Here is a 12302-nt window from a genome sequence, read left to right as displayed (position 1 = left end):
GATGCTCGACCGGCTTTCCGCCAACTTGGCGAGATCGTCTTCGAGCGCCTTGGACAGGATTGAGCGGTCCTGGATGAGCTTCTCGGCGTGGCTGTTCACAAGACCATTGACACCGCCGAGATCGGCCTCCAGCGCCCGCGCGAACTCTGCGCGATTGTCGGTCAGCTGCTGAGACTGATCGGCGACGACACCCTTGATGGTATTGAGGTCGGCTTCCAATGCGCGTCTGAGCAGGTCGCGGCCTTCGGCCAGCTTCTCGACCTGGCCGGCAACCAGCCCGTCGATGCTCGACCGGCTTTCCGCCAATTTGGCGAGATCGTCTTCGAGCGCCTGGGACAGGCTCGAGCGGTCTGCGGCGAGCCTGTTCATGTGATCGGAGATCAGGCCGTTCACATTCTGCAGGTCGGTCTCCAAGGCTTGCGACAGTTGACCACGATCTTCCGCCAGCTTTTCCGACTGGCCTGAAATGACGTCCTTGATCGTGTTGAGATCGGATTCGAGCGCGCGCTTGAGGATGTCGCGGCCTTCGGCCAGCTTCTCGACCTGGCCGGCAACCAGCCCGTCGATGCTCGACCGGCTTTCCGCCAGCTTGGCGAGATCGTCCTCGAGCGCCTTCGACAGGATCGAGCGGTCTTCCACAAGCTTTTCCGACTGGTCCGATATAACGCTTTTGATCGTGTTGAGATCGGATTCGAGCGCGCGCTTGAGAATGTCGCGACCCTCGGCCAGTTTCTCGACCTGCCCGGTAACCAGCCCATCGATGCTCGACCGGCTTTCCGCCAATTTGGCGAGATCGTCTTCGAGCGCCTGGGACAGGGTCGAGCGATCCGCGGCGAGCCTGTTCATGTGATCGGAGATAAGGCCGTTCACGCTCTGCAGGTCGGTTTCCAATGCCTTCGAGAGCTGATCACGGTCTTCCGCCAGCTTTTCGGACTGGCCTGATAGGACCTCCTTGATCGTGTTGAGATCGGATTCGAGCGCGCGCTTGAGGATGTCGCGACCCTCGGCCAGTTTCTCGACCTGGCCGGCAACCAGCCCGTCGATGCTCGACCGGCTTTCGGCCAGCTTGGCGAGATCGTCTTCGAGCGCCTTCGACAGGATTGAACGGTCCTCGGCGAGCCTGTTCATGTGATCGGAGATAAGGCCATTCACGCCCTGCAGGTCGGTTTCCAACGCTCGCGCCAGTTGACCACGATCTTCCGCCAGCTTTTCGGACTGGTCTGATAGAACGCTTTTGATCGTGTTGAGATCGGATTCGAGCGCGCGCTTGAGGATGTCGCGACCTTCGGCCAGTTTCTCGACCTGCCCGGTGACCAGCCCATCGATGCTCGACCGGCTTTCCGCCAGCTTGGCGAGATCGTCTTCGAGCGCCTTCGACAGGATTGAACGGTCCTCGGAGAGCCGGTTCATGTGATCGGAGATAAGGCCATTCACGCTCTGCAGGTCGGTTTCCAACGCCTTCGAGAGCTGACCACGGTCTTCCGCCAGCTTTTCGGACTGGCCTGATATGACCTCCTTGATCGTGTTGAGATCGGATTCGAGCGCGCGCTTGAGGATGTTGCGGCCCTCGGCCAGCTTCTCGACCTGGCCGGCGACCAGCCCGTCGATGCTCGACCGGCTTTCCGCCAATTTGGCAAGGTCTGCCTCGAGCGTTTGCGAAAGCAGGCTGCGATCGTCGGCGAGCCTGCCCGAATGGTCCTCAATCAGGCCTCGGATGCCCGACAGGTCGTCTTGGAGCGAACGCGAAAGCTCGCTGCGGTCTTCCGCCAGTTTGGCGGAATGGGTCTCGATGAGACCCTTGATGCCGACAATGTCGGTTTCCAGCGCCTTGGCGAGCAAGGCGCGACCTTCGGCGATCTTCTCGACCTGGCCAGCGACCAGGCCGTCGATGCTGGCGCGACTGTCGGCCAGCTTGCCGAGATCGGCATCGAGAGCGCGTGAAAGAATGCTGCGGCCTTCGGCGAGCTTTCCAACATGGCCGGCAACCATTTCGTCAATGATCGTGCGGGCTTGCACAAGTTTTCCGGAGTCTTCGTTCAAGGCCTGCGAAAGCCTGTTGCGGCCCTCTTCGAGCCGTTCGAGATGGCTGCCGAGCGACGCATCGATGGCGGCGCGCGACTCGTTGACCTTGCGCAGATCCTCCTCGAGGGCGCGCGAGATCAGGTTGCGGCCTTCGCCAAGCTTTTGCACCTGGTCGGTGACAGCCGCGTCGATGCCGGCGCGGCTTTCGGCGAATTTCTCCAGATCGGCCTGCATGGCCGCCGTCATGTGTTCGCGGCTTTCGGAAAGCTTGCGGCTGTGGTTCTCGACAGCCTCCTCGATGCCGACGCGGGCATCGGCAAGCCGCTGGATGTCGGCGTCGAAGGCGCGCGACACCACATGACGGGCCGCTTCCATGCGGCCGGCGAAATCGCCGGCGCGGGCTTCGAGCATCGACGAGGTCGACGAAACGATGTCGGCCATGTCGGCGCCGATCTGGGTCTTGCCCTGATCTATCATCGCCGAAAGCGTCTCCTTGCTCTCCTGGAAGGTATGGGCGATTTCGCGCGCGCGCTCGACCAGGGTCTCGTTGATCTGGCGTGCGCGGGCCTCGAGCGCGGCGTTGAGCTTTTGGGTGCCGGTGTCCAGCGCTTCGGCGCGGGTCTGGAACTCACTGATCAGCACCTGGCCGCGTTCGGCCAGCGTCCGCTCGATGCCGTCAAGGCTGGCTTCAAATTCGGAGTTGAGCGTGCGTGCGGCGCCGCCGAGCAGCGACACCATGCCGGAGGTCCGATCGTCGAGCAGATCGGTCAGCGACCGGGTGAGGCCGTCGGTCGTCTCCGTCAGCTTGGCAATGCGTGTGTCGAGAAGGCTGGCGAAGGCTTCGCCGGAGGTCGACAGCCGGTCAGTGATGGATTCGAGCCGGCCTTCCACCGAATCGAAGATCGACAGCGAGCTTTGGTTGATCCTGTCGATCAGCGTCTCGCCGGAATTGGTGATGGTCATCGACAGGTTGGTCGAGGCGTTGAGGATACTGTCGCGAATGATGTCGCTGGCAGCCCCGATATCGTCCTTCAGCGTCTCATGCGCGCCGGCGATCGTGGCGCGCACGCGTTCGGCGTGGGTGACCACCGCTTCGCGCTCGCTGCCCAGCCCGTCGACAAGCGAGCGGATGCGGGATTCATTCTCCGAATAGGAGCGCTCGATCTGGTTGACCTCGCTGTGGACCAGGGTTTCGAGCTCGACGGCACGTGCAAGCGTGCGCTCGATGCCTTCACCCATGGCCGCAACCTCGCGGCGGACGGCTTGACCGATCATCATGACGCGATCCTGGGCGATTTGCTCCGGCTCGGTCAGGCGGAAAGCCACCTCCGTCATCGACTGAGCGGCGATGCGCATCTCCTGCGCGCGGCGGATCATGGCTGCAAACGCCCAGAACAGGAGGACGGGCAGGATCGCAGCGATCGCCAGGCCCATCAGTTCGGGACGGGCGAAAAACTGGCCGGGCGTGCGGATTTGCCAAATGCCTGGGCCAAACAGCAGATTGGCCAATGCACCGGCGCCCGCGATCCAGGCGAGCGAAACGAGCGCCACGACCCAGTAGATCGTGTTCGAGGCACGCCGATTGAGGGTGTGCAGCAGCGTCTTGTAATCTTTTTGACGAGGATCGTTGGCCGGCGTGAAGCCGGCCGGCTGCGTGCCATTGCGCGTTTCAACGGGGCGCGTTTCAACAGGGCGCGTCTCAAAAGGGCGCGTCCCAAAAAGGCGCGTTTCAACAGGGCGCAGTTCAGCAGGGCCCGGTTCCGCCGGCTTGGCGTTTGCCGCTTCTCTCTGATCCCGGGCTTTCTGGTCCTGATTGGCGGCAGGCTCGGCATTCTGGCTCTGGTCGGCGACAGGCTCGGCATTCTGGCTCTGATCGGCGACAGGCTCGGCATCCTGGTTCTGGTTGGCGACAGGCTCGGCATCCTGGTCACGGCCCTCACGTGCCAACTCGTCGGCGGCCTGCGATATCTGCGCTTCCAGATCCTCCATCGACGCGGCGATGTCGAATTCGCCGCCGGCATCGCCGCTCAGATCGATTTCAAGTGCTTTTTCGAGTTCCCTGGCTACGTCGTTGTCAAGCGTTCTTGTCGTCGATGTTTTCTTCGCCATGCCTTCGCTACCCTGTACAAGCTGCCGCGGGACTTGTTGATGTTGCTTTTCGTGTCCCACGCAAGAGGCTGAAAATGGACCTTTCGTATCGTAATGACACACCGGGGTAAAGAAAACCTGCATTCGGTGCGATACGTAAAACTTTAAATATAAGGTTAACAGAACTGTGATTCCGGCGCCGCTATCGCAACATTTTTTCGGGCCAATCATTAACCCGTCGTCCACAGGATGGGCCTATTTTTTTGTCGGCTGCCTCGTTTTTTGGCGGCTGGAAGAACGGAGTTGCAGAGTCATGCGTGGCGAAAACGGCATTGCCTTCTCGATGCCCGGCGGTGATGTGTCGGGAACGGCCGGGTCGCGGCCCGTGGACCTGGCGCATCTGGCGCGCCAGACGATGGGCGACCGCAGCCTCGAGCAGGAGGTGCTGGCGCTGTTCGTGCAGCAGGCATTGTCGGTTCGCGACAGGATCGTCGACGCCGATGTGAAGCAAAGACTGCTCCTGGCGCACGGGCTGAAAGGCTCGGCGCGCGGCGTCGGCGCCTTCGCTGTTGCCGATTGCGCCGGCGCGATCGAACTTCAACCTGAAGATACCAATACCCTCAAGCGGCTTGGCTCCCTGATCGAAGAAGTCCGCGATTTCGTCGCCGCCATCAGCCGTTAAACCCATTTCCGAAAAAAACGGCATAGAGCGACGCTTTCGCGCCGCAGTTGACTTGTCTGCGGGAGTGATTATCTCGGCTGGGACTCCCTTCAGGTGACAAATGACCAAGCTGACCTTCATCGCCCATGACGGCACACATTTTGACGTGGATGCCGAAAACGGCTCGACCGTCATGGAGAACGCGATCCGCAATGCGGTGCCGGGGATCGAGGCCGAATGCGGCGGCGCTTGCGCCTGCGCGACCTGCCATGTCTATGTCGATGAGGCGTGGACGGCCGAGGTCGGCGAGCCGGAAGCGATGGAAGAGGACATGCTGGACTTCGCCTACGACGTCCAGCCGAACTCACGGCTCTCCTGTCAGATCAAGGTGCGCGACGCTCTCGACGGCCTGGTTGTGCGCGTGCCCGCCCGCCAGGGCTGAAGCGTGGAGGCTTAAGCGGGGGATATAGCCGATTTTTCCGGCGCCGGCTTGGCAGCGGGCCAATGGTCATGCAGTGTCGCGCCGTTCTCTGCAGCGCCGCACGTTCCCTGGACCACGCAAAGCACGCTGTAGCACGGTGATTTGGCGCAGGATCCCCGGCGAGAATCGATTCCGATTTTCGGGGTCTTGCGCATCGAAGGCGCATTCATGACCGATATCATCAGGACGGACGTATTGATTGTCGGGGCAGGGCCTGTCGGCCTGTTCGCCGTGTTCGAGCTCGGCCTCTTCGACATGACATGCCATCTGATCGACATACTCGATCGGCCCGGCGGGCAATGCGCCGAACTCTATCCGGAAAAGCCGATCTACGACATTCCAGGCCTGCCATCGATCTCGGCCCAGGGCCTGGTCGACAGACTGCTTGAGCAGATCGCGCCGTTCAAGCCCGACTTCACCTTTAACCGCATGGTCTCGAGCCTCGAAAAGCTCGAGGACGGCAGCTTTCGCGTCATCACCGACGAGAACGAGGTGTTTGAAGCCAAGATTGTGGTTATCGCCGCCGGCGGCGGCTCTTTCCAGCCGAAGCGGCCGCCAATTCCGGGCATTGAGCTTTATGAGGGCAAGAGCGTCTTCTACTCGGTGCGCCGGATGGAGGAATTCCGCGGCCACGACCTGGTTATCGTCGGCGGCGGCGATTCGGCGCTCGACTGGACGCTGAACCTGCAGCCGGTGGCCAAGAGCGTGACGCTTGTCCACCGGCGGCCGGAGTTCCGCGCGGCGCCCGACAGCGTCAACAAGATGTACGCCATGCAGGAGATGAAGGAACTGGATTTCCAGGTCGGGCAGGTGACCGGGCTGACCGGCACGGACGGCCATCTCTCGGCGGCGACCATCAAGGGACCCGATGGTGACAGCGAGGTGCCGTGCACTCGGTTGCTGCCGTTCTTCGGCCTGACCATGAAGCTCGGACCGATCGCCGAGTGGGGGCTCAATCTTCATGAGAACCTGATCCCGGTCGACACCGAGAAATTCCAGACATCGGTACCGGGCATCTTCGCCGTCGGCGACATCAACTGGTATCCCGGCAAGCTGAAGCTGATCCTGTCGGGCTTCCATGAGGTCGCGCTGATGGCGCAGGCGGCCAAGCGCATCGTCAGCCCCGGCGAGCGTATCGTATTCCAGTATACGACGTCGTCGACCAGCCTGCAGAAGAAGCTCGGCGTCGCCGGCTGAATCTCTTACTCGACGAGAATCGCCCCTTACCGTCTGGCCGAAGCTAACCCGGCAGCTGGCCGTTTTCGATGCGCTTCATGCGATAACGCAGCAGCCGCAGAATGCGGCTTTCGAAATTGATGGTTTCGACGCGATCGAACTGCATCTGAGCGCGGTCGTGCTTGGCAAGAATAGCGGCGGAGATCTCCGCTGCCTTGGCCTTGGCCTCCTGGCACGTCTTGCGCGGGTGGGTCGCCTTCAGCGCATCCTCGAGTTCGCCGGCATGGTTCTTGGCGATCTCGACATGGCGGTCCTCATGACGCTTGATGTCGGCGGACAATGTATCCCAAAACAGCCTTACGCCGGCATCAGCCTTGCGCGGGCGGCGCCAGTCGGGAAGGATCACCTTGACCTTGACGGTGACATCGGCGTCGGCAATCGCGCAGGAGGTCGATCTTTCCGCATAGCTGACGCGGGTGGTGAACGCCATCTGCGTGGCGCCTGGATGCCGCATCCCGGTGCTCTTCACCCGAGGTCCAAGTTTCGTAAGCTGGGATCCGATATCATCGAGCGTTCTGCCGCCGATGCTGAAATAGCTATATGTCTTCACCAAATTCGCCGTGCCCGCCGGCAAGGCGGAACAAGCAAGCATCAGGGCGCAAAGCAGGGATCGTTTCATCATGTTGCCTCTTTGCCTACCTTGCGCTACGGCCGTTGCCGACGCAACGGAATTGATCTTTGGTGGATCACACATGGTTTATCGACAATGACGACAGGGCGATGGCAGTTGGCGCATGGGCGCCATCTCGACCTTGGCGGCAAGGCGGTGATCGTCGGTATTCTCAATGTCACGCCGGACAGTTTTTCTGACGGCGGACTGTTCGTCGCGCCCGAACAGGCGATTGCCCAGGCGCGCCGGATGGTGGAAGAAGGGGCCTCCGTCATTGACGTCGGTGGCGAATCGACACGCCCCGGCGCATCTCCGGTAGCCATCGAGGAAGAGCAGGCCCGTGTGCTGCCTGTCATCGAGGCGCTCGCCGGGCTCGGCGAGGCGCTGATTTCGGTCGACACCTATCGCGAGGACACCGCCCGGCTTGCCGTCGCCGCCGGCGCCCACATCCTCAACGACGTCTGGGGCCTGCAACGCGAACCGGGCATCGCGCGGGTCGCGGCCGAAACCGGCGCCGGCCTTGTCATCATGCACACCGGGCGTGACAGGCAAAAACTGCCCGACGTGATCGAGGATCAGTTTTTCTTCCTCGGGAAGTCCCTGGAAATCGCCCGGCGAAGCGGCGTTGCCGACGACCACATCGTGCTCGATCCGGGCTTTGGCTTCGCCAAGGAAACCGCAGAGGAAAATCTCGACCTGATGGCACGGTTTTCCGAGCTCGATGTCTTGGGCTTTCCGCTGATGGCCGGTACATCGCGAAAGCGCTTCATCGGCGCCGTCACCGGCCGCGACGCCTCGGCCAGAGACGCCGGAACAGCGGCGACGAGCGTCATACTGAGGCTCAAGGGCGCGCGGCTTTTTCGCGTCCACGATGTCGCAATCAATGTGGATGCGCTGGCGGTTGCGGATGCTATGCTGGCGCGTGAAACCGCCGCATAGCTCGCAAATCGAAATCGATTCCAGCAGGATGCGTAGATTAAAAGCCTTAGAGCGTAGTCTGTGCGCCCAAGCGGACGCGCATCGCTCCAATCGAGCAGGACGCTGAGCGATGTATATCATCCGCATGAAAAATTGCGCCTTCTTCGCTCGGCACGGCGTGCTGGATGAGGAGGAGACGCTCGGCCAGCGTTTCTATGTCGACGCTGCGCTCACCGTCGAACCCGGCCGCGCGCTGGTCGATGACTCCATCGAGGATACCGTCCACTATGGCGTTGCCTTCGGGGTGATCGAAAAGATCATCACCGGGGAGAGGCGTTTTCTGATAGAAGCGCTGGCGCTGGAGGTGGCCCGGGCGCTGACGGCCCGCTTTCCCCAGATCAAAAAGGCCGAAATCACTGTGCGCAAGCCGAACGCGCCGGTGCCCGGCGTGCTCGATCATGTCGAGGTGACCGTTGCCTGGCCCCAATAACACGGTCTACCTCAGCCTTGGCGGCAATCTCGGCGACCCGGCAAGGTCGATGGGCGCGGCGCTGCGCATGCTGGACGCCGACGGGAACACGCGCGTCGTTGTCGTCTCCTCGCTTTACCGCACGCCGCCCTGGGGCAAGCTCGACCAGCCGGATTTTCTCAATGCGGCCGCCGAAATTTCGACCGTGCTCGCGCCACATGCATTGCTCGATCTCTGTCTCGACGTCGAGCGCAGGCTGAAGCGGGTGCGCGAGGAGCGCTGGGGTCCACGGCTGATCGACATCGACATTCTGGTGTTCGGCGATCGGATCATCCACGAAACCGGGCTGGAAGTGCCGCATCCGCGCATGCTGGAGCGCGCCTTCGTTCTTGCGCCGCTGGCCGAGATCGCGCCTGACCTCACCGTCGACGGCAGAAGCGTGGCAGAGCGGCTTGCCGCTCTCGACGGCGCCGGCATCGAGCAATTGTCGTCCGGCCGGGATTGGTGGCTGACCTAAAGCATCGAACCAAAACCTCTAACCATTTTTGGCTCCGATGCACTGAGCTCAGCCGGAAAACCCGCCGCCGTCGAGGAACACCTGTTCCTCCGGCGTCGTCTCGCGGCCAAGCATCCTGTTTCGATGCGGAAAACGGCCGAAGCGCTGAATGATCTCCAGGTGCTCGACGGCATACTTCAGATAGGATTGGGCTTTGGCGGTGGTGAGGTCCACCGATTTGAGCTGGTCGGCGAGATGCTCCGAATGCTCATAAGGCAAATAGAGGAAGACGCGAAGCTCTTCGTCGAGCGCGAGATCCTGGCCGGCGGCGATCGCCTTTTCGGCAAAATGCCTTGCCAGCGGGTCGGTGGCATACATATGGCCGGTGCCGCGAAAGCAGTTTCGCGGGAACTGGTCGAGCAGGATCATCAGCGCCAGTGAGCCTTCGGCATGCTCCGACCATCCGTCGCATTCACGCCGCGCGGCAGCGTAATGCAGCTCGAGAAACCAGTTGCGGAACTCCGCGTCGAAGGCGTCATTCTTCTCGAACCATGCATCTTTCCCGGCGTCACGCCAGAATTTGGTGACGGAGAGCGCGCGCTCGTCCAGTTCGATCATCTGTTTGCTCTCCAATGTTTAGTCGGCAGGCTCGGATTTGTGCAGAACGCCGGCGGTTTCTTCATTGAGCGCCTGACCGGAGCGGCGCGGCTGGCTGAGCGGTGTCGGAATGGGTGTGCCGATATTGCCCTTGAGGAAGCGCGCTCCGGCGCGAACCCCTTCGGCGAGCTGCAACTCGAAACGGGCGGAATCGCGGTGGCGGACGTCCTCGATCACCTCGGCGACTTCCTCGGGGTCGACGCCCAGTGCTTCCAGCGTGGAGCCGCCGAAGACAAGCGCTGATTCGAAGGTTTCGCGAATCTGGAAATCGACGTCGGCACGTATCAACTGCAGTGCGGTTCCGCGGTCGAAAGCGCGTGCCAGCACGGTGAGCAGGGGAAACTCCGCCTTGATCAGCTTTGCGATGCGGACGGCGACATCGGGCTTGTCGACGCAGATCAACACGGCGCGCGCGCGGCCGGCGCCGGCGGCACGCAGAATGTCCAGCCGCGTGCCGTCGCCATAATAGACCTTGAAACCGAAATCGGCCGCCGCCTGGATCATCTCGACCTCATTGTCGATGATCGAGACGTCGATCCCGCGCAGCAGAAGCGGCTGGCTGGCGATTTGGCCGAAGCGGCCGAAGCCGATGATCAGCACGCTGCCGGTCAGGCCATCGGCGATGTCGACGCCTTCGAGCGACTGCTCGTCGCGCGGCGTCAGATGCCGCAATGTCAGAATGGCCAGCGGTGTCAGCACCATGGAGATGATGACGATCGCCGTCAGCGTCGCGTTAGCCCGGCTGTCGATGATGCCGACCGCCGCGGCGGCGGAATAGAGAACGAAGGCGAATTCGCCGCCTTGCGCCATGAAGACAGCGCGCTCGAGCGCTTCCCTGTGGCCGGTCTTGAGGATGCGGGCGACGAGGTAGATGCCGATCGCCTTTATCACCATGTAGGCGACGACGTAGATGGCGACAAGCCGCCAGTTCTGGGCAACCACGTGTAGGTCGAGCGACATGCCGACAGCGAGGAAGAACAGCCCGAGCAGCACACCGCGGAATGGTTCGATGTCGGCCTCGAGCTGATGGCGGAAGGTGGATTCCGACAACAGCACGCCAGCCAGGAAAGCGCCCATCGCCATCGACAGGCCGCTGAGCTGCATGGCAAGCGCCGACCCCAGAACGACCAGAAGGGCGGCGGCGGTCATCACTTCGCGGGCGCGGGCATCCGCCAGGATGCGGAAGAACGGATTGAGCAGGTAGCGCCCGGCCAGCACCAGCCCGACGATGGCGGCAAGACCGATGCCCACGTCCGTCAGCCGCTGCGTCAAGCTCATATCGGCGCCGCCCGGTGCTAGGAAAGCGATCAGCGCCAGCAGCGGCACGATCGCCAGGTCTTCGAGCAGCAGGATGGAGACAATGCGCTGGCCTTTTGGCGCGGCGATCTCACCGCGTTCCTCCAGAAGCTGCATGACGATCGCCGTCGAGGTCAGCACGAAGCCGGCGCCGGCGACGAAGGATTGCGAGACCGGAAAACCTCCCGCCAGTCCGACCACGGTCAGCAACAGCGCGCAGACGCCGACCTGCAATGCGCCAAGGCCAAAGATCTCTCGCCTGAGGCCCCACAGCCGTGACGGCTGCATCTCCAGCCCGATGATGAACAGGAACATGACGACGCCGAGCTCGGCGACATGAAGAATGGCCTCCGATTCGGAAAAGATGCCGATGCCGAACGGGCCGATGACCACGCCGGCCGCGAGATAGCCGAGGATGGAGCCAAGCCCGATGCGCTTGAAGATCGGCACGGCGACAACACCCGCGGCGAGCAGCGCCACGACGTGGATCAGATCGCTGCCCGCTGCTTCTGCCGCCATGCCTGCCGTTCCATTCTCTCCAGGGACCGCTGCACGTGCTGCGGCATCGAGCCGCCAGGATAGGGGCTTCGGCTGAGATCGAACAGTCCGAATCCGGAAACTGGTGCAGCAGTGTTGCAGGCGCGCTCCGGTGGCCGTGGCTGCCGTTTTTTTGGTGAATAGTGAATTGTGAATTGTGAATAGTGAATAGTGAATAGTGAATAGTCAGTAGTCAGTAGTCAGTAGTCAGTAGTCACTAGTCAGTAGTAGTTTGAAGTGATATCACCATTCACCATTCACCATTCACTACTCCGCGATGGAGCCGACTTCGAGCGTATCGACGCGCTTCAGCTTCATGCCGATGACCGGCACCAACTGCTGGTCGACGCGCACCGCAACCGTCACTGTCATCGAATTGTCGTTGGGGACAAGAGCCTGCATGACGCCGCGCAACTGGTTACGGTTGATGGTGAAGACGACCTTGTTGGCGCTGACCACGTTGCCGCCGATGATGTCGAGCCCGGAACCGGCGGCACCGCCCATGAAGCTGCCCTTGTAGCCCTCGCGGCCCTTGTGCTGGATCGTCGCCGACATCTGCTGGGTGAACATGCCGACCCGGCAACCGCCGTCGAGCGACATGCCGATCTTGCCGTCCGGCGTCGAACCGGTGAAATTGCAGGTGAATTTCGTGCCTTTGTATTTGCCGGCGACGATTTCCCCCGGGCCGACCCATTCGCCTTTCACCGATTGAAAGAACTTCTTGTCCCGTTCTGCCGCAAAGGTCTTTTCGGCCATGCCGGCGGTTGTTGAAACCACGACTGCCATGGGCAGGACGCTAGACAAGATCACGCTTTTCATCGACGACACCCG

General features: G+C 62.0%; 11 protein-coding genes and 1 pseudogene. 7 read left to right on the top strand and 5 right to left on the bottom strand.

Annotated elements, in window-relative coordinates; translation table 11 throughout:
• Nucleotides 1-3765 (bottom strand): annotated as a pseudogene (locus AC0L2A_RS08185) (kinesin); the annotation flags it as partial.
• Between AC0L2A_RS08185 and AC0L2A_RS08180 the strand changes: the two are divergent.
• The 4 genes from AC0L2A_RS08180 (at nt 3646) to AC0L2A_RS08165 (ending at nt 6449) form a co-directional block, all read left to right on the top strand.
• Nucleotides 3646-4203: a pentapeptide repeat-containing protein gene (locus tag AC0L2A_RS08180; RefSeq protein WP_473608320.1), complete on the top strand. Its 558-nt coding sequence runs from the start codon at nt 3646-3648 to the stop codon at nt 4201-4203. The pseudogene AC0L2A_RS08185 and the gene AC0L2A_RS08180 overlap by 120 nt on opposite strands.
• Nucleotides 4204-4423: 220 nt before the next feature.
• Entirely contained in the window at nt 4424-4792 is a 369-nt protein-coding gene (locus AC0L2A_RS08175) for an Hpt domain-containing protein (RefSeq protein WP_027151987.1), read from the top strand.
• Nucleotides 4793-4892: 100 nt separating this feature from the next.
• Nucleotides 4893-5213 (top strand): 2Fe-2S iron-sulfur cluster-binding protein, encoded by a 321-nt coding sequence (locus AC0L2A_RS08170; protein WP_006334837.1) that lies wholly within the window; start codon nt 4893-4895, stop codon nt 5211-5213.
• A 207-nt stretch (nt 5214-5420) separates the two neighbouring features.
• Entirely contained in the window at nt 5421-6449 is a 1029-nt protein-coding gene (locus AC0L2A_RS08165; RefSeq protein WP_473608284.1) for an NAD(P)/FAD-dependent oxidoreductase, read from the top strand.
• Between the two features lie 43 nt (nt 6450-6492).
• Here AC0L2A_RS08165 and AC0L2A_RS08160 read toward each other — a convergent pair whose 3' ends face one another.
• Complete coding sequence (locus AC0L2A_RS08160; RefSeq protein ID WP_473608283.1) at nt 6493-7110, bottom strand: DUF922 domain-containing Zn-dependent protease; 618 nt, start codon at nt 7108-7110, stop codon at nt 6493-6495.
• 84 nt (nt 7111-7194) lie between these two features.
• On the opposite strand from AC0L2A_RS08160, the gene folP reads away from it, so the two are divergent.
• The 3 genes from folP to folK all read left to right on the top strand — a co-directional run bounded on the left by folP (nt 7195) and on the right by folK (nt 9002).
• The gene (gene folP, locus AC0L2A_RS08155; protein ID WP_473608282.1) at nt 7195-8037 is read left to right on the top strand and encodes a dihydropteroate synthase; all 843 of its coding nucleotides are present in this window, start codon (nt 7195-7197) and stop codon (nt 8035-8037) included.
• Between the two features lie 109 nt (nt 8038-8146).
• Complete coding sequence (folB, locus tag AC0L2A_RS08150; protein ID WP_027151983.1) at nt 8147-8506, top strand: dihydroneopterin aldolase; 360 nt, start codon at nt 8147-8149, stop codon at nt 8504-8506.
• Nucleotides 8490-9002 carry a 2-amino-4-hydroxy-6-hydroxymethyldihydropteridine diphosphokinase gene (folK, locus tag AC0L2A_RS08145; RefSeq protein WP_473608280.1) on the top strand — a complete coding sequence of 171 codons (513 nt, stop codon included), beginning with the start codon at nt 8490-8492 and terminating at the stop codon, nt 9000-9002. The genes folB and folK overlap by 17 nt, the downstream gene beginning before the upstream one ends.
• A gap of 48 nt (nt 9003-9050) precedes the next feature.
• Here folK and AC0L2A_RS08140 read toward each other — a convergent pair whose 3' ends face one another.
• The 3 genes from AC0L2A_RS08140 to AC0L2A_RS08130 form a co-directional block, all read right to left on the bottom strand.
• Nucleotides 9051-9599 carry a DUF924 family protein gene (locus AC0L2A_RS08140; protein ID WP_031255672.1) on the bottom strand — a complete coding sequence of 183 codons (549 nt, stop codon included), beginning with the start codon at nt 9597-9599 and terminating at the stop codon, nt 9051-9053.
• 18 nt (nt 9600-9617) lie between these two features.
• On the bottom strand, nt 9618-11453 hold the full coding sequence (locus AC0L2A_RS08135) for a monovalent cation:proton antiporter-2 (CPA2) family protein (RefSeq protein WP_473608279.1): 1836 nt from the start codon (nt 11451-11453) through the stop codon (nt 9618-9620).
• A gap of 285 nt (nt 11454-11738) precedes the next feature.
• Complete coding sequence (locus AC0L2A_RS08130) at nt 11739-12290, bottom strand: hypothetical protein (protein WP_473608277.1); 552 nt, start codon at nt 12288-12290, stop codon at nt 11739-11741.
• Between the last annotated feature and the right edge of the window lie 12 nt (nt 12291-12302).

The organism is Mesorhizobium sp. WSM4844, assembly GCF_055811775.1.
Note: the sequence above shows the minus strand (reverse complement) of the source record. Positions and strands in the feature narration are given on the sequence as shown.

What these genes read in the sequence shown, in the direction of transcription:
- folB (WP_027151983.1), top strand. Translation starts at nt 8,147, where the DNA reads ATGTATATCATCCGCATGAAAAATTGCGCCTTCTTCGCTCGGCACGGC.
- AC0L2A_RS08170 (WP_006334837.1), top strand. Translation starts at nt 4,893, where the DNA reads ATGACCAAGCTGACCTTCATCGCCCATGACGGCACACATTTTGACGTG.
- AC0L2A_RS08130 (WP_473608277.1), bottom strand. Translation starts at nt 12,290, where the DNA reads ATGAAAAGCGTGATCTTGTCTAGCGTCCTGCCCATGGCAGTCGTGGTT.
- AC0L2A_RS08165 (WP_473608284.1), top strand. Translation starts at nt 5,421, where the DNA reads ATGACCGATATCATCAGGACGGACGTATTGATTGTCGGGGCAGGGCCT.
- AC0L2A_RS08140 (WP_031255672.1), bottom strand. Translation starts at nt 9,599, where the DNA reads ATGATCGAACTGGACGAGCGCGCGCTCTCCGTCACCAAATTCTGGCGT.
- AC0L2A_RS08135 (WP_473608279.1), bottom strand. Translation starts at nt 11,453, where the DNA reads ATGGCGGCAGAAGCAGCGGGCAGCGATCTGATCCACGTCGTGGCGCTG.
- AC0L2A_RS08175 (WP_027151987.1), top strand. Translation starts at nt 4,424, where the DNA reads ATGCGTGGCGAAAACGGCATTGCCTTCTCGATGCCCGGCGGTGATGTG.
- AC0L2A_RS08160 (WP_473608283.1), bottom strand. Translation starts at nt 7,110, where the DNA reads ATGATGAAACGATCCCTGCTTTGCGCCCTGATGCTTGCTTGTTCCGCC.
- folP (WP_473608282.1), top strand. Translation starts at nt 7,195, where the DNA reads ATGACGACAGGGCGATGGCAGTTGGCGCATGGGCGCCATCTCGACCTT.